The organism is Nocardia sp. bgisy134 (genome assembly GCF_965341865.1).
GTDB lineage: Bacteria > Actinomycetota > Actinomycetes > Mycobacteriales > Mycobacteriaceae > Nocardia.
In genome coordinates, this window is the sequence record NZ_CBDQZP010000001.1 from 23,715 (window position 1) to 48,636 (window position 24,922).

Consider the following 24,922-nt stretch of genomic DNA (forward strand, 5'->3'; position numbering starts at 1 on the left):
CGTAATGGGCACTCCTCCGCACGAATGGCTGGCCAATATCGGCAGCTATGGCGTTCCAGTAATTGCGGTTCCGCGTCATGTGTACAACTTCTTCCACGCGCGATCCGAAGCTCAGAACCAACAGGAAGACTTCAACGATCGCCAAACGAAGTACCAGAACCAGTGGGATACCGACCGGCAGATCGTCAACAAGACGTGGTCGGACCTGCAGTCGCAGTACGACGGCCGCTACGCGGACCGAGTCCTCATGGGAGACAAGAAAGAATCGTTCCTCTCGCAGTCTCACGAGTGGATCTACAACCACTTGAAGGACGTCAAGCAACCCGAGATCAACGAGGCCGCCAATGGTTGGCGCGACATGGTCCGCGAAGCCGAACGCCTCGTCAGTGACTTCTCCACCGGCGTGCAACGCGACATCGACGACTTCATGCAGGGCAAGACCGCCAACGCGGTCGTCGAGTCCACGAAGTCCTACGCGGATGAGATGAAGAAGCTGATCGTCACGTTCAACATGGTGGCGCGGGGTCTGGATCTCACCGAGGGGTATCTGACCCAGGCGCAGCAGACCGTGGACACTCCGCACAGTCTGTCGCTCATCGATCAGGTCATCGGTCACATCCCCGGCAACGGGGTCTTCAAGAGCGCCCAGTACCGCGCCGACGAAGCCGAGAATCGGGTCCGCGACTTCATGGATCGGGTGTATCAGCCCGGTGTCGTGGACGAAGTGGATCCGTACACGCCGATCCTGCCCGAGCCGAAGAGCGCGATCGACGACAAGAAGGAAGAGCCGAAGATTCCTGGGCCCGGTCCGGGTCCCGGTCCTGGTCCAGGCCCGGGGCCCGGACCAGGTGATCCGGGCACTGACGACCCGACGGACACGGATACACCCGAGGACCCGACGACGGGCGACCCGCAGAGTACGACTCCGCAGAGCACGACTCCGACCGATCCGACGTCGACCACGCCGGCCTCCACGACACCTGCCGTGACGGTTCCCGACACCAAATTGCCGAATACGGGTCTGCCGACGCCCTCGGGTCCGGGCCCAGGGGCGCCCGGTCCGGGCGTGCCGACGATCCCGTCGCCCGGGCGGTCGGTGCCGGGTGGGAACGTGCCGGGGCAGTCGGGGCCGTCAGGCGGGTTGGCCAACAGTCGTCCGGCGGGCACCGGCAGGGCGGGCATGCCCGGCATGGGCGCTCCAGCCGCTCGCGGTAAGGGCGATGACGACGATGAGCACAAGACGCCCGACTATTTGATCTATGACCATGGAGACGAATTGCTCGGGATGCAGCCGCCCGCTCTGCCGCCGGGTGGAGTGATCGGCGGATGAACGAATCTCATTGGCGCCTGGACGGTTTCATGTTCCAGCTGGCGCTGGAGGCGTTCGGCCGTGACCGATTGCCCTATCCGCTGCGCTACACCGTCGAAGGCATCGAGGCGCACGACGATTACCTGCATGCGCGCGCCGAAGCCGGGCAGCGGCTCGGCCGGATCGCCGACCACCGCCTGCACGGCGCATTGCAGGTGCTGCTCGAGCCGCAAGTCCGTGTGGAGGTGCACGGCTTCTTCGGGCGCGATTTCGCCCAGGTCGTTCGTATCCATGCGGGTGTGGACGGCGATACCGCGACGGTCGCGGTCCAATTGCCAGGGCCGACACAGCAGTACGGCCGCGACGTGCTGCTCTGGAACTGTCCAGCGCGAGCCGCCGCTCGGCTTATTGTGGCCCACCTGCCGAGATGCGCCGAGGGGCGACACGCGCCGATCCGCGGGCGTCGCTCTGATTTGGATCGGACGGACTACGCGCGCCACCCGACGCGGTTGTCGCACACCGAGGAGTTGAATCGCATTCTGCGGCGCCCCCGGTCCGGTCTCGGGGAGATCACCGCCTACCGGGGCGCGGCCTACGACAGCAGGCCGACGAATGACGGACGGGGATTCCATTGGCTGGACTATCTTCCCGCGGACGGTAGGTACCTGCTCTACCACCAGGGTGGTGAGGATTTCACCGTCACGCCAGGGGGCCCCGAAGAGATCGAGCGGCAGCTGGCCACCTTGATCGAGTCGACGTATCGCCCCGTTGCCCGTCGCTGGTGACCGGCCGACCGTAGATTCAGCGAACCTCCACGGCACGAAGCGGTACGCGCCGAATCTATCGGCCGACGGTCAATTCTGGTTCGGGTAGAGGATCAGCATGCTGGTCGCCCCGCGGTGGAACTCGTAGCGCGTGGGGCGGAGTGTGGTGGGAATGCCCTTGTCGTGGAGTTTCTTTCGGAGGTGGGCGACCAGGTCGTCCTGTGGGTGACCGGTGTGGTCGACGAGGGGGTAGAGGCGGGTTTCGCCCGTGGTGACGCGGGAGAGTTCGAGCAGGGCGGCGAGGTGGAAGTCGGCGTCGAGGCGGTCGGCGTAGCTGAACAGCAGGTGGGAGCTCAGGGCGAGGTCGAAGCTGTTGTCGGGGAAGGGGAGTGCGGGGAGCTGGGCGGCGACGTAGCGGCCGGGGTTGGCGAGCAGGTCGTCGCCGAAGCGGGTGGCGGCGGTCAGCCGGATGGCGTGGTGGCGGTCCGGGTCGCCGTAGAAGTCCCAGCGATAACGGTCGTGATGTGCTCCGGCGTATGCGCTTGCGCGTTCGGTTTCGGTGCGGGCGAGCTCCCTGAGTTCGGCGGCCGGTGTGGCATAGACCGGGTCGGCGGCGGTGACCTGGACGCCGAGTTCGGCGGCTTCTGCGGCGAAACTGGCTGCGCCGCCGGGACAGTCGAGGATGCGGCCGCGCAGGTCGGCGGCGGTGAGTTCGAAGATGGCGCGATACTCGGCCAACGATCTTGCGCTGATCAGGAATTCACCGAGTGCGTCGGTTTCGGTGGGGCGCTTCATCTGGACACTGTCTCATATGCTTCTGGGGCGAGACATCCGAATTTTTGTGCCGAGGAATTGTTTCCACGATATCCCCGCGCCGCGTGCAGGGCTTGGCGCGGGGATATCACCGATACGTTCGGCGCGGGAATTGGGGTCCACCGAAGTATCGAGGCCAAACTTACTTCCAGACGGAACCAATCGCGGCCAATTGTGAGTGGTATCACAGTTTGTGTCGGTGGCGCGTGGTCCATGGACGCCGGGGTTCGGGCTCGAAGGTCGACCGCGGTCAGCTTGCGTTCGCGGTCAACCGTTTCAGCGCCTTCACGACGACCTCCGGATCGGCGGTCTCCCAGTACGGCGGGAGGGTGGCGCGCAGGTAGCCGCCATAGCGTGCGGTGGCCAACCGGGAATCGAGGATGGCGACGACGCCGCGGTCGTCCACGCTGCGCAACAGCCTGCCGGTGCCCTGGGCGAGCAGCAGCGCCGCGTGATTGGCCGCGACGGTGAGAAAGCCGTTGCCGCCTCGGGATTCGACCGCTCGCTGTCGTGCCGCGAGCAGCGGGTCGTCCGGGCGAGGGAACGGAATGCGGTCCAGGATGACCAGACTCAGCGACGGGCCCGGCACGTCGACGCCCTGCCACAGCGACAGGGTGCCGAACAGCGAGGTCTCCGGATCGTCGGCGAACTTGCGGACCAGCGCGCCCGTCGAGTCCTCGCCCTGGCACAGCACCGGGGTGTTCAACCGGTCGCGCAGCGCGTCGGTGGCGGCGCGGGCGGCGCGCATCGAGGAGAACAGGCCGAGGGTTCGTCCGCCCGCCGCATCGATCAGGCGCTCGATCTCGTCGAGGTAGGCGGGCGGCAGGCCGTCGCGGCCCGGCGGCGGCAGATGCTTGGCGACGTAGAGGATGCCCGACTTGGCGTGGTCGAAGGGGGAGCCGACGTCGAGCGAACTCCAGCGCACGGTCTCGGTGTCCGAGGGCGCCTGCGCGCCGTTGGCGGTCCCGGTGTCGGGGCGGTTCGCGGACTGCGCGGGCAGGCCCCAGGTGACCGCGAGTCCGTCGAAGGATCCGCCGATCTGCAGGGTGGCCGAGGTGAGCACCACGGTGGCGGTGCCGAACAGCCGCGAGCGCAGCAGTCCGCCGACCGAGAGCGGCGCCATGCGCAGCGTCTTGCGCGGCACGCCGCCGCGCGCGTCCTCGGCCGCCAGCCAGATGACGTCGCGCCGGGACGCCGGATCGGGTTCGTCGAATGCGGTGAGCGCGCGGACGGCGCTGTCGTGTATTTCATCGATCGCGGCCAGCGCCTGCGTGCGAGCGGCCGCGGTTTCCGGATCACCCTGCGGGTTGCTGCTGCCGGGCGGCGCGAGTTCGGTGCGCGCGTTCCACGCGGCGTCGCGCACCAGGGCCAGCGCCTGGGCGACACCGTCGGGCATGACGTCCCAGCGGGCGGGCGGCAGTTCGTCGAGGATCTGATGCCAGGCCTCCGCCGCGCCCTCCAGCCGATCCACCTCGCGCTCGTCGACGAGCTTGGCGCAGCGGCGGGCGGCGGCGCTGATCGCGGACGGCGCCAGTTCGGCGGTGGCCACGCCGGTGACCCGGTCGACCAGTTCGTGCGCTTCGTCGATCACCACGACATCGTGTTCGGGTAGCACCTGGATGCCGCTGATGGCATCGATGGCGAGCAGGGCGTGGTTGGTCACCACCACGTCGGCCTGGGCCGACTCGGCGCGGGCGCGCTCGGCGTAGCAGTCCTGCCCGAACGGGCAGCGCGATTTGCCGAGGCACTCCCGGGAGGACACGCTGACCTGACGCCAGGCGCGGTCGGTGACGCCGGGCGCGAGCTCGTCGCGGTCGCCGGTCTCGGTGTTGGAGGCCCAGTCGTTCAGGCGCTGCACCTCGCGCCCGAGGCGGGAGATCGCGAACGCGTCGAACAGCTCGGCCTCGGCGGGCTCGTCAGGAATAGCGCTGTTGATCTTGTTCAGGCACAGATAGTTGTTGCGGCCCTTGAGGATCGCGAAGCGGGCCGGGCGGCCGAGCGGCTTGGCCAGCGCCTCGGCGAGGCGGGGCAGGTCGCGGTCGACCAGCTGACGCTGGAGCGCGATCGTCGCGGTCGACACCACCACCGTGCGCCCGGTGCGCACCGCGTGCCGCAGGCTCGGCACCAGGTAGGCCAGCGACTTGCCGGTACCGGTCCCGGCCTGCACGGCCAGGTGCTCCTTGGTGTCGATCGCGTGGTCGACGGCCGACGCCATCGTCACCTGCCCGGAGCGCTCCTTACCGCCCAGCGCGTGCACGGCGGTGGCCAAAAGATCGGAGACTGGGGGCAGTTCGGGCACGCGTGCAGCCTACTGCGCGCCACCGACACGGTTCACCGGTCGGGCCGGACGAAGTCGTCGAGGTTGGCGCGCGCGTACTCCAGCACGCGCCGCTGGAAATCGGCGGGCTCGTTGGCGTCGTAGAGCGCGTCCGCGCGGTTCTTCCGCGTGTTGTCCGGCGGCTGCCTGATCCGGTCGGGGTTGTCGAGCACGGCGTACTCGTCGTCCCAGAGCCGATCCAGGTCGGCATTGTCGTGCGATTCCGCCAGCGCCTCGTATCCGGCGACCACCACCGCGGCGGCCAGCTGTGGCATCCCCGCGGCCCGCAGCGCGCCGGGCAGCCAGGGGAGTTCGTCGGCTCGCCGGGTGAGGTAGCGGCCGAAGCCCTCGCCGCCGACGTGGTCGTTCAGCGCTGCCAGCACCATGAGATTGGCGAAGGCGGGCGGCAGGGCGGTGCGGCGGCGGACCGGGTCGGCGCGCAGCTCTTCGGTCGCCGGATTGGACCAGAAGACGATGTCCGCCGCGCGGTCGATGTCCTCGGCGTCGGCCAGCGCCCTGGCGACGGCGGCGCGGGCGCTCGCCGGAAATCTGTAGTCCACGGTGGTGGACCTTAACGGGCCGGTCCGTCCGCGGCCCAGTGCGATCGGCCGACCTCGGGCGGGCCGGGACAGGTACGCACGGACCTCGCGCAGCGCCTAGCGGCCGGGCAGTTCGCCGGCGAGCTCGACGCCCGCGGCCTCGAGTTCACCGAGCGCCTTCGCGGTCGTCGCCTGCGCCACGCCCGCGGTCAGGCCGAGCAGCACGCGCGTCTCGAATCCGGCCGCTCTGGCGTCCAGCGCGGTGGCGCGCACGCAGTGATCGGTGGCGATGCCGACGACGTCGACCGTGTCGATATCGCGCTCGCGCAGCCACTCGGCGAGGTCGGTCCCGTCGGCGGCCGCGCCCTCGAAACCCGAATAGGCGGCGCTGTATTCGCCCTTGGAGAAGATCTCGTGGATCGGCGCGGTGTCCAGGTTCGGGTGGAAATCGGCGCCCGGGGTGCCGACGCGGCAGTGCGGGGGCCAGCTGTCCACGTAGTCCGGCTCGGTCGAGAAGTGCGCGCCGGGATCGACGTGGTAGTCGCGAGTGGCCACGACGGCGGCGTAGTCACCGGCGGTCACGTGCTCGCTGATGCGGCGTGCGACCGCGGCGCCCCCGTCGACCGCGAGCGAACCGCCTTCGCAGAAATCGTTCTGCACGTCGACGATGATCAACGCCCGATTCATCTCATGACACCTTCCGGGTGATGTAAACGAAGATTACCCCGCCGGTGATTACCTCTTGCCGCTCTGTTGTCCGGGCGGATCGGTTCGACAGGGAGGTGGATATGAGTCCTGCGGCGAAGTTGGCGACCGGGGTTTCTCTCGGTACGGCGGCGGGCTTCACCGGGTTCTCGCTGGCGCTGCGCGCGTCCGACGGCGAGTGGCCCGCGGGTGCCGAGTGGTTCTCGGTGGTGATCAGCGGAGTGGTGGTCGGCGTGATCGCACTGCTGGTCGTCTTGGCCCTGGTCGCTTTCACGGGCATCGGGCGACCCGGTGGCAGCCCCTCCGGGAAATGACGGCGGTCAGCTCACGAATGTCGTCGGGATCGCGGGCTCCCCGTCGGAAAGCTTGAGACCCTCCCACGGCAGGCTGACCAGCCCGCGCGCGACCAGCCCCCGGCTCTCGGCCAAGGTCGGAAGTCCGTCCAGCGCTTTGCCGTCGCGCATCAGCGGGACCGACAGCGGGCGGGGCTGGAAGCCGTCGCTCGCGGGCTCGGGGCCTGCCGCGAGGTAGACGATCTCCTCGACGACGGTGCCGGTGTCGCGCGCCAGCCGCACCGCCTTCTTCGCGCCGCCGCGAGATTCCTTGTGGCTGCTGCGCTTGGCGACCGGCAGTCCGTCCACCTCCACCAGTTTGAAGACCATGCCCGCCGTCGGCGCGCCGGACCCGGTGACCAGTGCGGTGCCGACGCCGTACACGTCGACCGGGTCGGCGTGCAGCGCGGCGATCGAGTACTCGTCCAGGTCGCCCGAGACCACGATGCGGGTCTTCGTCGCGCCGAGTCCGTCGAGTTGCGCGCGCACCTGCCTGGCCAGCACCCCGAGGTCGCCGGAATCGATGCGCACCCCGCCGAGTTCGGTGCCCGCGACCTCGATCGCGGTGGCCACGCCCTGGGCGATGTCGAAGGTGTCGACCAGCAGGGTGGTGCCGACGCCGAGCGTCTCGACCTGGCCGCGGAAGGCCGCGGCCTCGTGCGCGCCGTCGGCGGCGCTGTGCAGCAGCGTGAAGGCGTGCGCGCTGGTGCCCGCGCCCGGCACGCCGTAGGTGCGCACCGCCTCCAGATTCGAGGTGGCGTCGAAGCCCGCGAGGTAGGCGGCCCGCGATGCCGAGGGCGCGGCCAGTTCGTGGGCGCGCCGCGAGCCCATCTCGATCATCCGGCGGCCCGCGGCGGCGCTCACCATGCGTGCCGCGGCCGAGGCGATCGCGCTGTCGTGGTTGAGGATCGACAGGATCAGCGTCTCCAGCACGACGCACTCGGCGAAGCTGCCGCGCACCGAAAGGATCGGGGAGCCAGGGAAGTACAGCTCCCCTTCGGCGTAGCCGTCGATCGCGCCGGTGAAGCGGTAGTCGCGCAGCCAGTCCAGGGTGCGGTCGTCCAGGAATTCGGCGACGATCGCCAGCTCCTTTGCACCGAAACGGAAGTTCGCCAGCGCGTCGAGCAATCGGCCTGTTCCGGCGACGACACCGTACCGGCGACCATGTGGCAACCGCCTGGCGAAGACCTCGAACGTGCACGTGCGATGCGCGGAGCCGTCGGCGAGCGCGGCCGCCAGCATGGTCAGTTCGTACTGGTCGGTCAGCAGCGCGGTGCTGGCGATCCCGTGGTGGTGCTCCACATCGGCCACTGTAGCCAGCGGGACTCGCGGGGCTGCCGTGCACGGGTGTTGTATCTCCGGAGGCGAGTCGTACCCTGGACGTTATGAGCTTGTGCGAAACGAGAACGACACTGTCGGCGGCACAGGCGACCCCGGAAGCGGTCGAGTACACCGAGATCCTGGAGGCGGAGGACCGTCCGTGGGTAACTGTGGTGTGGGACGACCCGGTCAATCTCATGCACTACGTGGCCTACATCTTTCAGAAGCTCTTCGGCTACAGCAAAGCCAAGGCGACCGAATTGATGCTGCAGGTACACAACGAAGGAAAGGCCGTGGTGTCGTCCGGCTCGCGCGACAAGATGGAGCACGACGTCCGCAGGCTGCACGCCGCGGGCTTGTGGGCGACCATGCAACGGGACGACTGATCGGTACGACTACCCTGGCGCTCGTGCGTGAATGGAGCAGGCTCCGTGCGTAAGTGGAGCCGGAAGAACTCGCTGAGCGGCCTCAAATTGCGGTCCGAGATGGACGCAAGGGAGGCCGGAGTCCTGCGCTCCCTGGTCGGCGCCGTGTCCGGGCTGCTCACCGAGCGGTCGCGGTCCGCGCCCGAGGACGAGCTCGCCGCGCTCACCGGCCTGCGCACCGGCAACACCTCCCCGCCGGACGATCCGCGACTGCTGCGGCTGCTGCCGGACTTCCATCGCGCCGAGCCCGGTTCCCCCGACGCCGAGCGCGCGGGCCTGAACAGCGCCCTGCGCGGCCTGCACGAGCCGGAGATCATCGACAGCAAGCTCGCCGCGGGCGCCGTGGTGCTCGACACCGTCCCGCCGGACGGCGGCAAGATCGTGCTCACCCCGGAACAGGCCGACGCCTGGCTCGCCGCGCTCACCGATGTCCGCCTGGCGCTGGGCACGGTGCTCGAGATCGACGCCGACACGCCCGACCATCTCGATCCCGACGATCCGCGCGGTCCGCACCTGGACGTCTACCACTGGCTGACCTGGATGCAGGACACGCTGCTGCAAGCGCTCGCGCCCTGACCGAAGCCGAACGATGCCGCCGCCCGCCCGGCGACGGGTCGCCCGTGCGTTCCGGTACCGAGTCCGATCGCACGACCGGGCGCAGAATGAAGCGGGTCGTCCCGCAACCTCTGGAGGGCAGCGCATGAACGCAGTGCCGGGTCCACGCGATTCGCTCACCGACGTCGCCGGTCTGCTCGTCGGGCACCATCACGCCCTCGATCCCGACGCCACCCTCGGTTCGGGCGCCGCCACCGGCTGCACCGTGGTACGGGCACCGGGCGGCGCGGTCGCCTCGGTCGACGTGCGCGGTGGCGGGCCAGGCACCCGCGAGACCGATCTGCTCGACCCGGCCAACACCGTTCGCCAGGTCCATTCGATCCTGCTGACCGGCGGCAGCGCGTACGGCCTCGCCGCCGCCGACGGTGTCATGCGCTGGCTGGAGGAGCAGGGCGAAGGCATACCGATGGACCCCGAGGACGCCGACCGGGTGGTGCCGATCGTGCCGGGCGCGGTGATCTTCGATCTGCCGGTCGGCGACTGGGACGTGCGGCCCACCGCCGAATTCGGCTACCGTGCCGCCGCGGCCGCAGCCGCCGATTTCGAGCGCGGCTCGGTCGGCGCGGGCGTCGGAGCGCGCGCCGGATCGATCAAGGGCGGCGTGGGCAGTGCGAGCCTCGTGCTCGGTGAAGGACCTGCCGCGGGCGTCACCGTGGCCGCGCTGGTGGTGGCCAACCCGGTCGGGTCGGTGTTCGATCCGCGCACCGGTCTGCCGTGGGGAGCGGGCACCGACGGACCCGATCGGTTCGGGCTGCGACCGGCCGATCCGGAGCGCTTGGCCCGCGCCAACACGTTGCCCGTCAAGGGCACCGTCCTCAACACCACGATCGGCGTGGTCGCCACCGACGCGCCGCTCGATCCGTCCGCCTGCCGCCGGATGGCGGCCACCGCGCACGACGGCCTCGCCCGTGCGGTACGCCCCGCGCACTCGCCACTCGACGGCGACACCCTGTTCGCCTTGGCCACCGGCACCGCCAGGCCCGCGCCCGTTCCGCTGCCGCCCGCCTTCCCGGACGACCTGCTGCTCCTCGACGCCCTCTGCACCGCGGCCGCCCTCTGCGTCGAACGCGCCATCGTCGACGCCGTCCTCGCCGCCACCCCGGTCGCCGCCATCCCCACCTACACCGACCTCTTCCTGGACTGACCCCACACCTTTCGCGCTAGCGCACACCGACTCGCCGCGCGACACGCCGAGACGGTGACCGGAAACTGCGTGCCGACGAATCCGGGAAACCGGGACCGGAGAGTGGAACGGGGGGAATAGGCGAATAGGCTGGCTCGTTGTCGGCTGTGGATCAGGTCGGCGAAGGTATGCGGAAGGGTTCTACTCGTGTTGGTGATCAGAGCCGACCTCGTGGAGGCGATGGTGGCGCACGCGCGCGCCGACCACCCGGACGAGGCCTGCGGGGTCATCGCGGGTCCGGAGGGCTCCGATCGGCCGGAGCGGTTCGTCGCGATGGTCAATGCCGAACGCTCCCCGACCTTCTACCGCTTCGATTCCGGCGAACAGCTGAAGGTGTGGCGCGAGATGGACGCGGCCGACGAGGAGCCGGTGGTGATCTACCACTCGCACACCGCCACCGAGGCCTACCCCAGCCGCACGGACATCTCCTACGCGTCCGAGCCCAACGCGCACTACGTGCTGGTCTCGACCCGCGACCCCGAACAGCACGAGCTGCGCAGCTACCGGATCCTCGACGGCGAGGTCACCGAGGAGCCGGTGCGGATCGTCGCCGCCTACGAGACCGCCTGACCCCGAGCCCTGACGAGAACCACCGAGGAGTACCCATGTCGGTAACCGTGTCCATCCCGACCATCATGCGCGGCCTCACCGGAGGCGAGAAGCGCGTGCAGGCCGAGGGCGAGACGCTGTCCGCGCTGATCCAGAACCTCGACGCCAACCACCCCGGGCTGGCCGAGCGGCTGCTCAAGGACGGCAAGCTGAACCGCTTCGTCAACATCTACGTCGACGACGAGGACGTGCGCTTCGCGGGCGGTCTGGCCGCCGAGGTGCCCGCGGGCGCGAGCGTCACCATCCTGCCCGCGGTCGCCGGTGGCGCGCGGACGCACGTCGACGGGATTCGCTGATTCCGTGGCGCGCTACGAATCGCTGATCGCGACCCTCGGTAACACCCCGCTGGTCGGCCTGCGCACGCTGTCCCCGCAGTGGGACGGCGAGAACCACGTGCGGCTGTGGGCCAAGCTGGAGGACCGCAACCCCACCGGGTCGATCAAGGACCGGCCCGCTCTGCGCATGATCGAACAGGCCGAGGCCGACGGTCTGCTGCGGCCGGGTTGCACCATCCTCGAGCCCACCAGCGGCAACACCGGTATCTCGCTGGCCATGGCCGCCAAGCTCAAGGGCTACCGGCTGGTGTGCGTGATGCCGGAGAACACCTCGGTGGAGCGACGTCAGCTGCTCACCATGTTCGGCGCGGAGATCATCGATTCGCCCGCCGCGGGCGGCTCCAACCAGGCGGTGGCCAAGGCCAAGGAGATCGCCGCGGCCAACCCCGACTGGGTGATGCTCTACCAGTACGGCAACCCCGCCAACGCGCTCGCGCACTACGAGGGGACCGGTCCCGAACTGCTCGCCGATCTGCCCGAGATCACGCACTTCGTCGCGGGACTCGGGACCACCGGCACGCTGATGGGCACCGGGCGCTTCCTGCGCGAGAAGGTCCCGAACATCGAAATCGTCGCGGCCGAACCGCGATACGGCGAACTCGTCTACGGTCTGCGCAACATCGACGAGGGCTTCATCCCCGAGCTGTACGACGAGTCGGTGCTGACCTCCCGCTTCTCCGTCGGTCCGTTCGACGCGGTCAAGCGCACTCGCGAACTGGTGCTCGAGGAGGGCATCTTCGCGGGCATCTCGACCGGAGCCATCCTGCACGCGGCGCTCGGCGTGGCGCGCAAGGCGGTCAAGGCGGGCACGCGGGCCGATATCGCGTTCGTGGTGGCCGACGGCGGCTGGAAGTACCTGTCGACCGGTGCCTACGACGGAACGCTCGAAGAGGCGGAGGAGCGGCTGGAAGGCCAGCTCTGGGCGTGAGCGCCGCGGCGCCGGGTGCGTGACCCGGCGCCGTGTCGGCCGGGGCGGCGACTCGGGATCGGTACGCTCGAAGGACGAGCTGTGGCATCGATCAGGAGGTTGCCATGACCGGCGGACTCGGGCCCTCGTTCGACCCGGATCGGATCGCGGCCTTGCGGGCGCAGTGGGGGACGCCGCGCTCGGTAACGCCCGGTGCGGCGCCGCCGGGCTCGAAGCCCGTGCCGCGTCCGGGCAATGCCGGGGCGGTCAGGCAGTTGTGGCTGCGCGCCGGGGTGCTGATCACCGGATTTGTGCTGCTGCTGTACGCCATCGAAGGCTTCGACGCCATCGACAGCCGCGAGCTCGATCGCGCGGGTATCGAACCGCGCGAGGCGGACGGGTTGTGGGGCATTCTCTGGGCTCCGCTGCTGCACAGCGGCTGGGAGCATCTGATCGGCAACACGCTGCCGGTGCTCGTCCTCGGGTTCCTCGTCCTGGCGGCGGGGATCGGGCGCGGCTTGGCGGCCACCGCGATCATCTGGGTGCTTGCCGGGCTCGGCACCTGGCTCACCGGGGGCGACGGCACCGTGCACGTCGGGGCCTCCTCGCTGGTCTTCGGGTGGCTCACCTTCCTCATCCTGCGCGGCTGGTTCACCAAGCAGATCGGACAGATCGTGCTCGGGTTCGTCGTCCTGGTGCTGTACGGCTCGCTGCTCTGGGGCGTGCTGCCCGGCCAGAACGGAATCTCTTGGCAGGGCCACCTTTTCGGTGCGATCGGCGGTGTCGTCGCGGCGTGGCTGCTCGCCCCGAGGCAACGGCGCGCGCCCGAGCCGACACCCGCCTGAGGCCGCCCGGAATCTCTTGGCCGGGGGATGATTTCGCGGGTGGCGCATGAGTCGCCCGGCGGCTGGGTACGCTCTGCTAATGGACGTCGACGCCGTTGGAAGGATCGAGCGGGGATCCTGGGCGCACCACGGTGCGAGTGCAACCCGTCGGAGATTTGGGGGGATCGTTTCGTGACCGAGAATTCGTCGTGGCAGCATGAGGGCATGCGCCTTACCGTCCTCGGGTGCTCGGGCAGTGTGTCCGGCCCGGACTCCCCAGCGTCGGGATACCTGCTGAGCGGCCCGGATATGAATCCGACCGTCATCGATTTCGGTCCGGGTGTGCTCGGCGCGCTGCAGCGCTACGCCGACCCCGGCGAGGTCGACGTCTTCCTCACCCACCTGCACGCGGATCACTGCCTCGACCTGCCCGGTCTGCTGGTGTGGCGGCGCTACCACCCCACCCCGCCGGTCGGGCGGGCCATCGTGCGCGGGCCCTCGGACGCCGCGCTGCGCATCGGCAACGCCTCGGCCGAGATCGGCGGCGAATGCGACGACTGGTCCGACGTGATCGACATGCGGCAGTGGGCCGAGGGCGAGCAGATCGAGTTCGGCCCTGGCCACACGGTCGTGGCGCGGCGGATGTACCACCCGCCGGAGTCCTACGGTCTGCGCATCACCACCAAGGCGGGCCGCACCTTCGTCTACACCGGCGACACCGCGATGTGCGACGCCGTACAGGAGCTCGCCCAGGGCGCCGACATCCTGATGGCGGAGGCGTCGTGGACCCACGATCCGGCGAATCGTCCGCCCGGCATCCACCTTTCGGGCACCGAGGCGGGCCAGATCGCGGCCCGCGCCGGCGTGAAGGAACTGCTGCTGACCCACATTCCGCCGTGGACCTCGCGCGAGGACGTCATCGCCGAGGCCAAGGCCGAGTTCACCGGCCCGGTGCACGCCGTCGCGCCGGGGGAGAGCTTCGAGATCTGACGGGTCGCCGGGGTTGCGGTCGGACCGCGCCGGGCACGTCCACTAGGCTGGCCTCGTGTCGAGACGAGCCGATGGCAGGGCGGACGATGAACTCCGCGAGGTACGGATCACCCGTGGATTCACCACGCATCCAGCCGGTTCGGTGCTGGTGGAGTTCGGTCAGACGCGGGTGATGTGCACGGCCAGTGTGACCGAGGGCGTGCCGCCGTGGCGGCGCGATTCCGGACTCGGCTGGCTCACCGCCGAATACGCGATGCTGCCCGCGGCCACCCACACCCGCTCCGGCCGGGAGTCGGTGAAGGGCAAGGTCGGTGGGCGCACCCAGGAGATCAGCAGGCTGATCGGCCGCTCGCTGCGCGCCTGCATCGATCTCGCGGCCATCGGCGAGAACACCATCGCCATCGACTGCGACGTGCTCCAGGCCGACGGCGGCACCCGCACCGCGGCCATCACCGGCGCGTACGTGGCGCTCTCCGACGCGGTGACCTGGCTCGGCGCCTCCGGCAGGCTGGCCGACCCGCAGCCCATCTCGTGCGCGATCGCCGCGGTGAGCGTCGGCGTCGTCGACGGCCGGGTGCGGCTCGACCTACCCTACGAGGAGGATTCGCGCGCGGAGGTCGACATGAACGTGGTCGCCACCGACACCGGAACCCTGGTCGAGATCCAGGGCACCGGCGAGGGCGCCACCTTCCCACGCTCCACCCTGGACAAGCTCCTCGACTCCGCGCTTGCCGGATGCGAGCAGCTGTTCACGGTGCAGAAGGAGGCGCTGGCGCTGCCGTACCCCGGAGTGCTGCCGGACCCCGTCGAGACGTCGAAGAAGAAGTGATGAGCCGCCGCGTCCTGGTCGCCAGCCGCAATGCCAAGAAACTGAAGGAACTGCGCCGCATTCTCGACGAGGCGGGCGTCGCGGGGGTGGAGATCGTCGGTCTGGACGACGTGCCCCCCTACGACGAGGCGCCCGAGACCGGAGCGACCTTCGAAGAGAACGCGCTCGCCAAGGCTCGAGACGGCGCTGCGGCGACCGGATTGCCTTGTGTCGCAGACGATTCCGGTATCGAGGTGGACGCGCTGAACGGCATGCCCGGCGTGCTCTCGGCCCGCTGGGCTGGGCGGCACGGCGAGGATGCCGCCAACAACGCGCTACTGCTCGCCCAGCTCACCGATGTTCCCGACGAGCGGCGCGGTGCGCGCTTCGTCTCGACCTGCGCGCTGGTGGCGCCCGATGGCGCGGAACTCGTGGTGCGCGGCGAGTGGCCCGGCGTCATCGCCCGGAAACCGGTGGGGGAGGGCGGTTTCGGTTACGACCCGCTGTTCGTGCCGGAGGGCGGCGAGGTCTCGGCCGCCCAGCTCACGCCCGCCGAGAAGGACGCCGCCTCGCATCGCGGCCGCGCGCTGCGGCAGCTGCTGCCCGCGCTGACCGAGCTCGCCGAGGGCTGACGCCCGCGCGGCTCAGACGCCGAAGTCGTTCTTGACCTGCTTGGCGTTGGTGTGCTCGACGAAGAACGACAGCAGCGGGACGGTGCCCGCGATGAGGGTGCCGACGGTGCGGCCGATCGGCCAGCGCACCTTGACCGCGAGGTCGGCGGTGGCGATCAGGTAGATGAAGTACACCCAGCCGTGCACGACCGCGATCCAGCTCGGCGTGCTCGCGCCGAAGCCGTACTTGGCGATCATCTCGCCGGTGAGCAGCAGCAGCCACAGGCCGGTGGTCCAGGCGAGCACCCGGTAGCGCAGCAGGGCCGAGGCGATCTTGGCGGTGTTCGCCGCCTTGGTGAGCGTGGGCGCGGGCGCGGCCTGCGGCTCGGTGGCGACGGTGGTCTCGTTCTCGCTGGCGCTCAACCGGCGCTCCTCTCGGTGTTGCGGGTGTCCAGGCCCGCCCGGCGAACCCGGTCGTCGAGCTCGTTGGCGTTGAGCGCGGCCAGGTACTTGTTGTATTCGGCGAGCACCGGGTCGTCGTCGCGCGCGGCTTTGGGTCGCTCGGGCAGGATGCCCGCCGGAATCTCGCGCGGCGCGGTCTTGGGGGCGGCTTCGGTCCGCTGCGGCGCGGGGCCCTGCGTGTGCTGGTCTTCGGCCTCGGTCTCCAGCCGCACGAACCGGAAATAGGCGAATACCGCGAACCCGGCGAACAACGGCCACTGCAGCGCGTACCCGAGATTCTGGCCGGTGCCGCTGGACGACTCGAATCGCTCCCACTGCCACCAGCCCAGCGCCAGACAGGCCAGGGCGGCCACGATCACCAGCACGATAAGGGCTGGGCGATTGTGTGCCGAGCGGCGGGGAGAAGCGGACACGCCTACTACGGTACCTGTCTACTACAGGGTGCGTAGGAGCAGGTCGGCCTCGGCTCTCCCCGCCGCGAGCACGGTCAGAACTTGTACGTGATCCCGGTCATCCGCTCCGATTCCGACCACAGCCGCCGCTGTAATTCGGGGTTCTTCGAGAGCCTGGTCGACGGCGAGGGCCGGACGGGTCCCTGGGTGCCGAACAGCCGGGTCGGACCCCAGTAGATGTCGGGATCGGCGTCGGGCATGGTGGCGGCGAACAGCGTCGAGTGCGCGGCCTTCGCCGGGGCGTGCCCGATCAGGCGGATGAACGGTTTGCTGACCCGGTCGAGCGGGGTCTCCGTCCTGGCGAACAGATCGGTGGCCGAGACACCGGGGTGCACGGCGTACGAGCGCTTCTTCGAGCCGGACTCGGCCAGGCGGCGCTGGAGCTCCCGCGCGAACATCAGGTTCGCCAGCTTGGCCTGCGCGTAGGCGAGATTGCGCTGGTAGCGGCGGTTCTCGTAGTTGAGGTCGTCGATCCACAGCTTCGGGGTCTGCTTGTGCGCGATGCTGGCGAGCGTGACCACCCGGTCGCGGACACGGTCGAGCAGCAGGCCGGTCAGCGCGAAGTGGCCGAGATGGTTGACGCCGAACTGGGTCTCGAAGCCGTCCGCGGTCCGGGAGAAGGGGATGTTCATCAGGCCCGCGTTGTTGACGAGCACGTCGAACTCGCCGGACTGTTCGGCGAACGCGCGCACCGAGGTCAGGTCGGCGAGGTCGAGCGCGGCGACCCGCACGTCACCGGGGATCTCGGCCGCCACCTCCTTCGCTTTCGCGGCGTTGCGGCAGGCCATGACGACGGTCGCGCCCTTGGCGGCCAGCACCTTGGTGGTCTCCGCGCCGAGGCCGCCGTTGGCGCCGGTGATGACATAAGTGCGCCCGGTCTGGTCCGGGATTTCGGTAGGTTTCCACGCCATGCGGCAACCTTACTCCGGAGTAAGTTTTGTGGGAAGGAAGCGCGCCAGGGTCGCCGCGTCGATGTCGGCCCAGACAGTTCTTGCTACCGGTCCGTAGCGGGATTCGGTGACCTTACCCCGCCATGACGTTCGATACGGTGAAGGCGTGACAACCACGGTGGGGAGGCAATACGGCGGGCGCGCCGTAGCCGAGCGCAAGGCGGAACGGCGGCTGCGCTTCCTGGAGGCGGCGACGCGCCTCTTCGCCGAACGCGGGTACACGGAGTGCTCGCTCGCCGACGTGTGCGCGGCCGCCGGACTGTCCAAGCGTCAGTTCTACGAGGAGTTCGACACCAGGGAGGACGTGCTCGTCGCAGCCTACGACCGCATTCAGGACGACGCGGTCACCGCGGTGGGCGGCGCCCTCGCCGTGCTCGATCCCCGGCTGGACGCGAGCGCTGCGATGACGGCCGTGCTCACCGCCTACCTCGGCTCGCTCGGCGCCGATCCGTACCGCGCCAAGGTCGCCTTCATCGAGGTGGTCGGGGTCAGCGAGCGGATGGAGCGGCATCGGCGCGAGCGCAGGCACGCTTGGGCGACCGTCCTCGAAACGGCGGTGGTGCCGAGGGTCGTGCCCGGCGGCCGGATTCGCGGCAGTGGTCCCAGTCTCGCGGCGAGCGCGCTCATCGGCGCGATCAACGGACTCACCCACGAGTGGCTGCTCTGCGACCCACGGCCGCCGGTGTCCGAGCTGGTGGAGCTGCTGGTTCCGGTGGCTATCGCGCTGATCGAAACCACCTGACCGGCAACGGAACCCGGCGGCCGCCGGGTCGCCGCGTCAGGCGAGCATGCCTGCCAGCCGCCGCGCGCGGTGGGGCTGGCGCAGTTTGTTCATGGCCTTCGCCTCGAGCTGACGGATCCGCTCGCGGGAGACGCCGAGCGCGGTGCCGACCTGCGCGAGTGTGCGCGCTTCGTCCCGGTCCATGCCGAAGCGCAGCAGGATCACCGCCCGCTCCCGGTCGGTGAGCGTGGCGAGCACCGCGTCGAGCCTGCCGCGGATCATGTTCGCCGCCACCACATCGGCCGGGTCGGGGGCGTCGTCCGGGATCAGGCCGCCGAACTCGGTCTCGCCGTCCCCGACGGGAGTGTGCAGCGAGATCGGCTCGCGTCCGTGCCGCAGCACCTCCTCGACCTGTGCCACCGGCAGCTCCAGCTCGGCGGCCACCTCGGCCGCGGTGGCTTCGCGACCCAGTTGCTGGGCGAGCTCGCGCCCGGTGCGGGTCACCCGGTTGAGCACGTCCACGACATGCACCGGGATGCGGATGGTCCGGCCCTGGTCGGCGATGGCGCGGCCGACGGCTTGGCGGATCCACCAGGTGGCGTACGTGGACAGCTTCAGCCCGAGCCGGTGGTCGAACTTCTCGATCGCGCGGATCAGGCCGAAGGTGCCCTCCTGCACCAGGTCGAGCAGCGACATCCCGGTGGGCGTCGGGTAGCGCTTGGCGATGGAGACCACCAATCGCAGATTGGCGCGGATCATGTGGTCCTTGGCGCAGCGTCCGTCGGCGGCGGCGCTGCGCAGCTCGCGTCGCTCGGCCGGAGTGAGTTCGATTCCGGCGGAGGTGCTTTCGTCGAGGCGCCGCTGTGCGAGCGCGCCCGCCTCGATGCGGACGGCCAGCGCCACCTCCTCGGTGGGGGTGAGCAGCGGGGTGCGGCCGATGTGGTGCAGGTAGTCCCGCACCGGATCTTCGGAGAGGGGAGCGGTGTCGAGCTGGGGCACGGGTGGTCCTTCCGGTCGAGACAAACTTAGATCAGACCCAAAAATATGTCAACTACAAAATTATGACGAGATCGGATACGCTCGCCGACATGGCCGAACAGGGACTTCGTGCGCGCAAGAAGCAGCAGACGCGCGAGAACATCTCGCACCAGGCGACGCTGCTCTTCCTGGAGCGCGGATTCGACAAGGTGACGATCGCCGAGGTGGCGGCCGCCGCCGACGTCGCCAAGATGACGGTGACCAACTACTTTCCCCGCAAGGAAGACCTCGCCCTCGACCTCGGGGAGGTCTTCGTCGACCAGCTCGCCCGCATCGTGCGTGAGCGCGCGCCGGGCGAGTCCGCGCTGGCCGCGCTGCGGCGCGCCTACCTCGCCGCCGCCGCGGACCAGGACCCGGTGGTCGGCTTCTCCGGTCTGGAGTTCGCCCGGATGATCGCCGAGAGCCCGGCGTTGACGGCGCGGCTGCGCGAGTTCCACGAAGACAGGGAGTCGGCGCTGGCCCGCGCGCTGGCCGCGGAAACCGGCGCCGCGTCCGACGACATCGCGCCGCGGGTGGCCGCGGCTCAGCTCGGCGGCGTGCACCGCGTGCTGTTCGAGGAGACCGTGCGCCGCACCCTCGCGGGGGAATCGAACGACGAGATCGCCGGAGCGCTCGCCGAATACATCCGGGTGGCCTTCGACGCGCTGGAACCAGGATTGCGGGAGTACGCGGTTCGCGCGGGCTGACGCCCGGCGGCACGTTCGCTGCCGTGTCGCTGGCCGTTCGCCGGGTGACCGTCGGACGATACTGACACGATGACCGGTGCAGTCGCTGTCGCCGAAGAATCCAGCCGGGAGCCGCTCGGCCGCGGGCGGACCAACGTCGTCTTCGCCACCATCGTGCTCGGCATGCTGATGGCCGCACTGGATCAGACCATCGTCTCCACCGCCCTGCCCACCATCGTCGCCGATCTCGGCGGCGCCGGGCACATGGCCTGGGTGGTCACCTCCTACCTGCTCGCCGAGGCGGTGGCCACGGCGCTGGCGGGCAAGCTCGGCGATTTGTTCGGACGCAAACTGATCTTCCAGCTCAGCGCGCTGATCTTCATCGCGGGCTCGATGCTGGCCGGCCTGGCCAACGGCATGCTGGTGCTGATCGTCGCCCGCGGCATCCAGGGCGTCGGCGCGGGCGGCCTGATGGTCACCTCGATGGCCCTCATCGCCGACACCATTCCGCTGCGCGAGCGCGGCAAGTACCAGGGCGCGCTCGGCGCGGTCTTCGGCGTCACCACGGTCATCGGTCCCACACTGGGCGGACTGTTCACCGACCACGCCAGCTGGCGGTGGTGCTTCTACGTCAACGTGCCCGTCGCGATCGTCATGATCGCGATGGCGGCGCGCACCATCCCGCACGTCAAGGCCGCGGCCAAGCCCGTCATCGACTACGCGGGCATCGGCCTGGTCGCGCTCGGCGTGTCCAGCCTGATCCTCGGCCTGGAGTGGGGCGGACAGGAATATCCCTGGGCCTCGTGGCAGATCATCGGCCTGTTCGTCGCGGCGGCGATCCTGCTCGCGGCGTTCGTCGCGGTGGAGTTGCGCGCCGCCGAGCCGATGCTGCCCATGAAGCTGTTCCGCAGCAACGTCTTCACCGTGTGCTCGATCCTGAGCTTCATCGTCGGGTTCGCCATGCTCGGCTCGATGACCTACCTGCCCGCGTATCTCCAATACGTGGACGGGGTTTCGGCCACCGTGTCGGGCGTGCGCACGCTGCCGCTGGTGGTCGGCCTGTTCTTCACCTCGATCCTGTCCGGTCAGGTGGTCGGGCAGACCGGGCGCTACCGGTACTTTCCGATCGCGGGCACGGCGGTGATGGCGCTCGGGCTGTATCTGATGTCGACCATGGGTCGCGACACCGGCATCTGGCAGGAATCGCTCTACATGCTGATCCTCGGTCTCGGCCTCGGTCTGACCATGCAGGTGCTGACCATCGTCGTGCAGAACACCGTGCCCTACGCCGATCTCGGCACCGCGACCTCGGGCGTCACCTTCTTCCGCACCCTCGGCAGCGCCTTCGGCACCGCGGTGTTCGGCACCCTGTACTCCGACCAGCTCACCCCGAACCTGGCCGGGGCGCTGGCCGAAGTGCGGGTGGTGCCGCCCGAGGTGGCGGCGAGCCCGGAGGCGCTGCGCGCGCTGCCGCCGGAGCAGTCCGCGCCGATCATCGACGCCTACGCCATGACCATCGACCACGTCTTCCGCTGGGTGGTGCCGGTAGCGCTGGCCGGGTTCGTGGTGGCCTGGTTCCTGAAGGAGGTGCCCTTGCGCGACAGCGCACGCGCGGGCGCTTCCGATGTGGGCGAAGGGTTTTCGGTACCCGACAACGCCGACCGTGCGGGTCTGCTGGAACGCGCCGTCGCGGTGACCATGCGCAAGGCGCGCGCCGAAGGCCCGGTGTTCCCCGCCGTCCTCGCCGACGCGCGCAGCCCGCTCAGCCGCGGTCAAGCCTGGGCGCTGGGACAGGTATACCTGCACAACAGGATTCGCGGCGTGGCCACCATGCACACCATCGCGCAGGCGCACCGGGTGCCCGACGAGGTGATCGAGCCGGTGGTGCTGAAGGTCATCGGCGCGGGCTACGTCTACGCCGACGACGGCGCACTGCACCTCACCGATTCCGGTGTCGCCGAGGTCGATCGGGTGAAGGCGGCCTGGCGCCGCTGGCTCGGCGCCCACCTCGACACCTGGGACGATCGCGACCCCGCCGATCGCGCGCTGCTCGACCAGGCACTCATGAGCGTCGCCGCCAAGCTGTTGGAAGAACACCTGGACGAGGTCGAACCCGCCGGGGTCGGCTGAACGATCACCGGTGACGGCCGTCCGGCGCAGGGCGTTCGCCGGCTTGCGCGCCGGGTTCTGTTGCCTCTAGGTTGAATTCGTGACTGCCGGGTCGGCGATACGCCGCGCACAGAAGGGTCGCCCGGTCGGCCGGTGACCCTCCGGCGGGCGCGAGGCCCGCCCCCTCCTTCGCTTTTTCCTTGTGACACAAGATTTCCCAGGGACAGCGAAAGGAGATGTACTCATGTCCCATTCCCATTTCGACCTGGACGCCTGGCATCGGTTCGCGGCCACGCACAGCGTGCAGGGCGTGCTCGAAGCCACCGTCGTCCAGATCGTGCCCTTCGGCGCGTTCTTCGAGGTCGCGCCCGGCGTGCACGGTCTACTGCATCGCAACGAATGGTCGCACTGGTCGACGGAACCGCAGGTCGGCGCGACCATGGCGGTCCGGATTCTGGCCATCGATGCCGAGCGTCATCGGGTGAGCCTGGCCGCGGCGTGACATTCGGTTGAGCGGGGTGCGCGGAAGCAGACTCCACCTGCCTCCGCGCACCGTCAGCCTAGGCGGGACCGTATCTCCCACACCTCCCGATGATTACCGGTGCGAAGAATACTTGCGCCCGAATACTCGCGCACGTATATTCGTATACGAGTAAGGAGGTGTCATGGCCACGAAGCGCAAGGTGAACAACCTGCTGGCGCTCGCGATTCTCTCGGTGATCATCGAACGGCCGATGCACCGCTACGAGATCGCCTCGAAGCTGCGCGAGCGCGGCAAAGACCAGGACATGGACATCAAGTGGGGTTCGCTCTACACGGTGGTCCAGAACATGGTCAAAGCCGGTTTCCTCGAACCTGTCGGCAGCGAACGCGACGGCGCCCGCCCTGAGCGGGTCATCTACCGCGTCACCGACGCGGGTCGCGCCGAAATGTCCGACTGGACAAGGGAATTGATCGCCACCCCGGTGCAGGAGCACGACGCCTTCACGGCGGGGCTCTCGGTGGTCGCCGCGCTGTCGCCGGACGAGGTGATCGAGTTGCTCGGCGCCAGGATCGGCGCGCTCGACGCCATCGTCGCGGGCATCCGCCGGGAGATGGAGAAGCTCGCGGGCACGCTGCCTCGCCTGTTCGTGATCGAGACCGAATACGGTCTGGCGATGCTGGAGGCCGAGGCCGCGTGGGCGCGCTCCTGGCGCGCCGAGCTGGTCGACGGCACCTTCCCCGACCTGCCGATGTGGCGGCAGTTCCATGCCGGTGGCATGGCGCCGTCCGACGTCGTCGAGATGGTGGAGAGGGGGATGCGGGAACCGCAGTAGACACCGTCGCCCGGCCGTAGCCGGGAGGGACGCACTCGAGACCGGGCCCGACGGAGGTGCGGCAACACCGCCGCCGAGCCCGATGAAACCGTCTCGAACCGTGCCCGCACGAGCGCACCCGGCCACGAGGCTGGCAACCACAGGATAGCTGGGTGCGCGGTACGCGGATCGGTTCGGGGAAACCAACCCGACTCACTTACGGAGATACCCCATGTCCAGAATCCGTTCCGCGCTCGTCATCGGCGGCGGCATCGCCGGGCCCGTCGCGGCCACCGCCCTGCTGAAGGCGGGCATCGACGCCCGCGTGTACGAGGCATACCCCGGCCCCTCCTACGGGATCGGCAGCGGGCTCGCGCTCGCCCCCAACGGCGTCGCCGCGCTCGACATCATCGGCGCTGGCGATCCGGTGCGCGGCATCGCGCAGCCGGTGACGAAGATGATCCTCTCGGTGGGTGGCAAGGAGCACCACCTGCCCGCCCTGCGAGGCGAGCCGCCGCTGCAACTGGTCGACCGCGCCGAATTGCACCGGACGCTGCACGATCACGCGGTGGCCGCGGGCGTCCAGGTCGAGTTCGACAAGCGCCTGGTCGGCGTCGACGAGCACGCCGACGGTGTCACCGCTCGGTTCGCGGACGGCAGCACCGCCACCGCGGACGTGCTGATCGGCGCGGACGGCATCCGCTCGACCGTGCGCGACCTGATCGATCCGAACGCGCCCGGCCCGCAGTACACCGGCATGCTCGGCTTCGGCGCCGCGACCGTGTGCGATGCCGAAGTGCCCACCGACACCATGGTTTTCGCCTTCGGCAAGCAGGCGTACTACCTGTACTGGTCGGCCGGTGACGGGCGAGTCTTCTGGGGCGCCAACCTGCCGCACAAGCAATACCTGACGCTCACCGAGGCCCGTGCGATCCCGGCCGAGCACTGGCTGTCGATCCTGCGCGACACCTACGCCGAGGACACTCCGGGCGGCGCGCTGGCCCGCAGCACCACCGCGGAGCAGTTGGAGGCCACCGGCGGCCTGCACATCATGCCGCCGGTGCCGCACTGGTACCGCGGACGCATGGTGCTGGTCGGCGACGCGGTGCACGCGCCGTCCAACAGCTCCGGACAGGGGGCCTCGCTCGCCATCGAGAGCGCGGTGCAGCTGGCCAGGTGCCTGCGGGATCTGCCCGAGCCCGAGGCGGCGTTCGCGGCCTACGAGCGGCTGCGCCGGGAGCGGGTGGAGGGCATCGCGGCGCGCGCCGCGAAGATCAACAGCAGCAAGACGCCAGGTCCGGTGGCGCGCAAGATGATGAATCTGCTCATGCCGCTGATGGTGAAGACGGTGATGAACCCCGAGAAGACCATGGGCGCCGAGCAACGCTACCGCATCGACTGGGATGCCCCGGTCCAATCGGAACTGGTCCCCGCCTGAGTCCCTGGCAGAGTTACCGACTTTGCTTCCAGCTTGGCGCCGCCGTCCCTGGTGCATACAGTTACCCCTCGTGCGCTCCCCCACCACTCAGTACATCGATATCCAAGTTGCCGACGCGGCGCGAGCTTTGGCCGCGTTGGGCCTCGTCGACGCCTTCGGGCACGTGTCCGCCAGGGACGTCGACCACATGGTTATCACTCCTGCGGCCGATGTGGAGACCTTCGCGGCTTCGGACTGCCTCCGCGTCCCGTTGACCGCCACGGCATTGCCATCCAGGTGCCCGGCCGAGGCATGGGCCCACCTGGCCCTCTACCGGATCTTCGGTCCGTCCCTGGCCGCCGGTCGCGACATCCGCTCGCGACCGGCGGTTCGTGTGTTCCCCCTTG

At 69.5% G+C, this 24,922-nt stretch carries 28 protein-coding genes and 1 pseudogene; 20 read left to right on the forward strand and 9 right to left on the reverse strand.

The window, feature by feature from the left end:
• Positions 1-4: 4 nt before the first annotated feature.
• On the forward strand, positions 5-1,330 hold the full coding sequence (locus ACRWNM_RS00125) for a hypothetical protein (protein WP_431962141.1): 1,326 nt from the start codon (positions 5-7) through the stop codon (positions 1,328-1,330).
• Positions 1,327-2,094, forward strand: coding sequence for an ESX secretion-associated protein EspG (locus ACRWNM_RS00130; protein ID WP_431962143.1), 768 nt, complete (start codon positions 1,327-1,329; stop codon positions 2,092-2,094). Before ACRWNM_RS00125 ends, ACRWNM_RS00130 begins: the two co-directional genes overlap by 4 nt.
• Before the next feature lie 69 nt (positions 2,095-2,163).
• Here the strand turns inward: ACRWNM_RS00130 and ACRWNM_RS00135 are convergent, their stop codons facing one another.
• The 4 genes from ACRWNM_RS00135 to ACRWNM_RS00150 form a co-directional block, all read right to left on the reverse strand.
• Positions 2,164-2,868, reverse strand: coding sequence for a methyltransferase domain-containing protein (locus tag ACRWNM_RS00135; protein ID WP_431962145.1), 705 nt, complete (start codon positions 2,866-2,868; stop codon positions 2,164-2,166).
• 268 nt (positions 2,869-3,136) lie between these two features.
• Positions 3,137-5,185, reverse strand: coding sequence for an ATP-dependent DNA helicase (locus ACRWNM_RS00140; protein ID WP_431962147.1), 2,049 nt, complete (start codon positions 5,183-5,185; stop codon positions 3,137-3,139).
• Between the two features lie 32 nt (positions 5,186-5,217).
• On the reverse strand, positions 5,218-5,763 hold the full coding sequence (locus tag ACRWNM_RS00145; RefSeq protein ID WP_431962149.1) for a DMP19 family protein: 546 nt from the start codon (positions 5,761-5,763) through the stop codon (positions 5,218-5,220).
• Between the two features lie 96 nt (positions 5,764-5,859).
• On the reverse strand, positions 5,860-6,429 hold the full coding sequence (locus ACRWNM_RS00150; RefSeq protein ID WP_431962151.1) for a nicotinamidase: 570 nt from the start codon (positions 6,427-6,429) through the stop codon (positions 5,860-5,862).
• 101 nt (positions 6,430-6,530) lie between these two features.
• Between ACRWNM_RS00150 and ACRWNM_RS00155 the strand changes: the two genes are divergently transcribed.
• Positions 6,531-6,761 carry a hypothetical protein gene (locus tag ACRWNM_RS00155; protein ID WP_431962153.1) on the forward strand — a complete coding sequence of 77 codons (231 nt, stop codon included), beginning with the start codon at positions 6,531-6,533 and terminating at the stop codon, positions 6,759-6,761.
• Positions 6,762-6,767: 6 nt separating this feature from the next.
• Here ACRWNM_RS00155 and ACRWNM_RS00160 read toward each other — a convergent pair whose 3' ends face one another.
• The gene (locus ACRWNM_RS00160; protein WP_431963532.1) at positions 6,768-8,099 is read right to left on the reverse strand and encodes a nicotinate phosphoribosyltransferase; all 1,332 of its coding nucleotides are present in this window, start codon (positions 8,097-8,099) and stop codon (positions 6,768-6,770) included.
• Between the two features lie 65 nt (positions 8,100-8,164).
• Between ACRWNM_RS00160 and clpS the strand changes: the two genes are divergently transcribed.
• The 10 genes from clpS to rdgB all read left to right on the forward strand — a co-directional run bounded on the left by clpS (position 8,165) and on the right by rdgB (position 15,427).
• Positions 8,165-8,485, forward strand: coding sequence for an ATP-dependent Clp protease adapter ClpS (gene clpS, locus ACRWNM_RS00165; RefSeq protein WP_357410159.1), 321 nt, complete (start codon positions 8,165-8,167; stop codon positions 8,483-8,485).
• 45 nt (positions 8,486-8,530) lie between these two features.
• Positions 8,531-9,100 (forward strand): DUF2017 domain-containing protein, encoded by a 570-nt coding sequence (locus ACRWNM_RS00170; RefSeq protein ID WP_431962155.1) that lies wholly within the window; start codon positions 8,531-8,533, stop codon positions 9,098-9,100.
• A 124-nt stretch (positions 9,101-9,224) separates the two neighbouring features.
• Complete coding sequence (locus tag ACRWNM_RS00175) at positions 9,225-10,283, forward strand: P1 family peptidase (RefSeq protein WP_431962157.1); 1,059 nt, start codon at positions 9,225-9,227, stop codon at positions 10,281-10,283.
• 186 nt (positions 10,284-10,469) lie between these two features.
• Positions 10,470-10,892 carry a Mov34/MPN/PAD-1 family protein gene (locus ACRWNM_RS00180; protein WP_431962159.1) on the forward strand — a complete coding sequence of 141 codons (423 nt, stop codon included), beginning with the start codon at positions 10,470-10,472 and terminating at the stop codon, positions 10,890-10,892.
• A 35-nt stretch (positions 10,893-10,927) separates the two neighbouring features.
• Positions 10,928-11,227 (forward strand): MoaD/ThiS family protein, encoded by a 300-nt coding sequence (locus ACRWNM_RS00185; RefSeq protein WP_431962161.1) that lies wholly within the window; start codon positions 10,928-10,930, stop codon positions 11,225-11,227.
• Positions 11,228-11,231: 4 nt separating this feature from the next.
• Positions 11,232-12,194, forward strand: coding sequence for a PLP-dependent cysteine synthase family protein (locus ACRWNM_RS00190; RefSeq protein WP_067841390.1), 963 nt, complete (start codon positions 11,232-11,234; stop codon positions 12,192-12,194).
• Positions 12,195-12,298: 104 nt separating this feature from the next.
• Positions 12,299-13,018: a rhomboid family intramembrane serine protease gene (locus ACRWNM_RS00195; protein ID WP_431962163.1), complete on the forward strand. Its 720-nt coding sequence runs from the start codon at positions 12,299-12,301 to the stop codon at positions 13,016-13,018.
• Positions 13,019-13,222: 204 nt separating this feature from the next.
• The gene (locus ACRWNM_RS00200) at positions 13,223-13,987 is read left to right on the forward strand and encodes a cyclic nucleotide-degrading phosphodiesterase (protein ID WP_431963534.1); all 765 of its coding nucleotides are present in this window, start codon (positions 13,223-13,225) and stop codon (positions 13,985-13,987) included.
• A gap of 55 nt (positions 13,988-14,042) precedes the next feature.
• Positions 14,043-14,816 carry a ribonuclease PH gene (gene rph, locus ACRWNM_RS00205; protein WP_431962165.1) on the forward strand — a complete coding sequence of 258 codons (774 nt, stop codon included), beginning with the start codon at positions 14,043-14,045 and terminating at the stop codon, positions 14,814-14,816.
• Positions 14,816-15,427, forward strand: coding sequence for an RdgB/HAM1 family non-canonical purine NTP pyrophosphatase (gene rdgB, locus ACRWNM_RS00210; protein ID WP_431962167.1), 612 nt, complete (start codon positions 14,816-14,818; stop codon positions 15,425-15,427). Before rph ends, rdgB begins: the two co-directional genes overlap by 1 nt.
• 12 nt (positions 15,428-15,439) lie before the next feature.
• Here rdgB and ACRWNM_RS00215 read toward each other — a convergent pair whose 3' ends face one another.
• The 3 genes from ACRWNM_RS00215 to ACRWNM_RS00225 all read right to left on the reverse strand — a co-directional run bounded on the left by ACRWNM_RS00215 (position 15,440) and on the right by ACRWNM_RS00225 (position 17,231).
• Positions 15,440-15,829, reverse strand: a complete 390-nt coding sequence (locus tag ACRWNM_RS00215; RefSeq protein WP_431962169.1) for a DUF3817 domain-containing protein — start codon at positions 15,827-15,829, stop codon at positions 15,440-15,442.
• Positions 15,826-16,281, reverse strand: a complete 456-nt coding sequence (locus tag ACRWNM_RS00220; protein WP_431962171.1) for a transcriptional regulator — start codon at positions 16,279-16,281, stop codon at positions 15,826-15,828. The genes ACRWNM_RS00215 and ACRWNM_RS00220 overlap by 4 nt, the downstream gene beginning before the upstream one ends.
• 74 nt (positions 16,282-16,355) lie before the next feature.
• A complete protein-coding gene (locus tag ACRWNM_RS00225; RefSeq protein WP_431962173.1) occupies positions 16,356-17,231 on the reverse strand; it encodes an oxidoreductase in 876 nt (291 codons plus the stop codon).
• Between the two features lie 145 nt (positions 17,232-17,376).
• Between ACRWNM_RS00225 and ACRWNM_RS00230 the strand changes: the two genes are divergently transcribed.
• Positions 17,377-18,012 (forward strand): TetR/AcrR family transcriptional regulator, encoded by a 636-nt coding sequence (locus tag ACRWNM_RS00230; RefSeq protein WP_431962175.1) that lies wholly within the window; start codon positions 17,377-17,379, stop codon positions 18,010-18,012.
• A 36-nt stretch (positions 18,013-18,048) separates the two neighbouring features.
• Here ACRWNM_RS00230 and ACRWNM_RS00235 read toward each other — a convergent pair whose 3' ends face one another.
• Complete coding sequence (locus ACRWNM_RS00235) at positions 18,049-18,990, reverse strand: sigma-70 family RNA polymerase sigma factor (RefSeq protein ID WP_431962177.1); 942 nt, start codon at positions 18,988-18,990, stop codon at positions 18,049-18,051.
• Positions 18,991-19,052: 62 nt separating this feature from the next.
• On the opposite strand from ACRWNM_RS00235, the gene ACRWNM_RS00240 reads away from it, so the two are divergent.
• The 6 genes and pseudogenes from ACRWNM_RS00240 to ACRWNM_RS00265 form a co-directional block, all read left to right on the forward strand.
• Positions 19,053-19,715, forward strand: a complete 663-nt coding sequence (locus ACRWNM_RS00240) for a TetR/AcrR family transcriptional regulator (RefSeq protein WP_431962179.1) — start codon at positions 19,053-19,055, stop codon at positions 19,713-19,715.
• Between the two features lie 69 nt (positions 19,716-19,784).
• A complete protein-coding gene (locus tag ACRWNM_RS00245) occupies positions 19,785-21,824 on the forward strand; it encodes an MDR family MFS transporter (protein ID WP_431962181.1) in 2,040 nt (679 codons plus the stop codon).
• A gap of 223 nt (positions 21,825-22,047) precedes the next feature.
• On the forward strand, positions 22,048-22,305 hold the full coding sequence (locus tag ACRWNM_RS00250) for a S1 RNA-binding domain-containing protein (RefSeq protein ID WP_431962183.1): 258 nt from the start codon (positions 22,048-22,050) through the stop codon (positions 22,303-22,305).
• A gap of 163 nt (positions 22,306-22,468) precedes the next feature.
• Complete coding sequence (locus tag ACRWNM_RS00255; RefSeq protein WP_431962185.1) at positions 22,469-23,119, forward strand: PadR family transcriptional regulator; 651 nt, start codon at positions 22,469-22,471, stop codon at positions 23,117-23,119.
• Between the two features lie 211 nt (positions 23,120-23,330).
• Entirely contained in the window at positions 23,331-24,536 is a 1,206-nt protein-coding gene (locus tag ACRWNM_RS00260; RefSeq protein ID WP_431962186.1) for an FAD-dependent oxidoreductase, read from the forward strand.
• Positions 24,502-24,840: pseudogene (locus ACRWNM_RS00265) on the forward strand (hypothetical protein); the annotation flags it as partial. The gene ACRWNM_RS00260 and the pseudogene ACRWNM_RS00265, both read left to right, overlap by 35 nt.
• Positions 24,841-24,922 lie beyond the last annotated feature (82 nt).

Bases quoted from the DNA above. Each gene is read 5' to 3' on its own strand.
- ACRWNM_RS00125 (WP_431962141.1), top strand. From the start codon at position 5: ATGGGCACTCCTCCGCACGAATGGCTGGCCAATATCGGCAGCTATGGC.
- ACRWNM_RS00130 (WP_431962143.1), top strand. From the start codon at position 1,327: ATGAACGAATCTCATTGGCGCCTGGACGGTTTCATGTTCCAGCTGGCG.
- ACRWNM_RS00135 (WP_431962145.1), bottom strand. From the start codon at position 2,868: ATGAAGCGCCCCACCGAAACCGACGCACTCGGTGAATTCCTGATCAGC.
- ACRWNM_RS00150 (WP_431962151.1), bottom strand. From the start codon at position 6,429: ATGAATCGGGCGTTGATCATCGTCGACGTGCAGAACGATTTCTGCGAA.
- ACRWNM_RS00155 (WP_431962153.1), top strand. From the start codon at position 6,531: ATGAGTCCTGCGGCGAAGTTGGCGACCGGGGTTTCTCTCGGTACGGCG.
- clpS (WP_357410159.1), top strand. From the start codon at position 8,165: ATGAGCTTGTGCGAAACGAGAACGACACTGTCGGCGGCACAGGCGACC.
- ACRWNM_RS00175 (WP_431962157.1), top strand. From the start codon at position 9,225: ATGAACGCAGTGCCGGGTCCACGCGATTCGCTCACCGACGTCGCCGGT.
- ACRWNM_RS00185 (WP_431962161.1), top strand. From the start codon at position 10,928: ATGTCGGTAACCGTGTCCATCCCGACCATCATGCGCGGCCTCACCGGA.
- ACRWNM_RS00195 (WP_431962163.1), top strand. From the start codon at position 12,299: ATGACCGGCGGACTCGGGCCCTCGTTCGACCCGGATCGGATCGCGGCC.
- ACRWNM_RS00200 (WP_431963534.1), top strand. From the start codon at position 13,223: ATGCGCCTTACCGTCCTCGGGTGCTCGGGCAGTGTGTCCGGCCCGGAC.
- rdgB (WP_431962167.1), top strand. From the start codon at position 14,816: ATGAGCCGCCGCGTCCTGGTCGCCAGCCGCAATGCCAAGAAACTGAAG.
- ACRWNM_RS00225 (WP_431962173.1), bottom strand. From the start codon at position 17,231: ATGGCGTGGAAACCTACCGAAATCCCGGACCAGACCGGGCGCACTTAT.
- ACRWNM_RS00240 (WP_431962179.1), top strand. From the start codon at position 19,053: ATGACGAGATCGGATACGCTCGCCGACATGGCCGAACAGGGACTTCGT.
- ACRWNM_RS00245 (WP_431962181.1), top strand. From the start codon at position 19,785: ATGACCGGTGCAGTCGCTGTCGCCGAAGAATCCAGCCGGGAGCCGCTC.
- ACRWNM_RS00250 (WP_431962183.1), top strand. From the start codon at position 22,048: ATGTCCCATTCCCATTTCGACCTGGACGCCTGGCATCGGTTCGCGGCC.
- ACRWNM_RS00255 (WP_431962185.1), top strand. From the start codon at position 22,469: ATGGCCACGAAGCGCAAGGTGAACAACCTGCTGGCGCTCGCGATTCTC.
- ACRWNM_RS00260 (WP_431962186.1), top strand. From the start codon at position 23,331: ATGTCCAGAATCCGTTCCGCGCTCGTCATCGGCGGCGGCATCGCCGGG.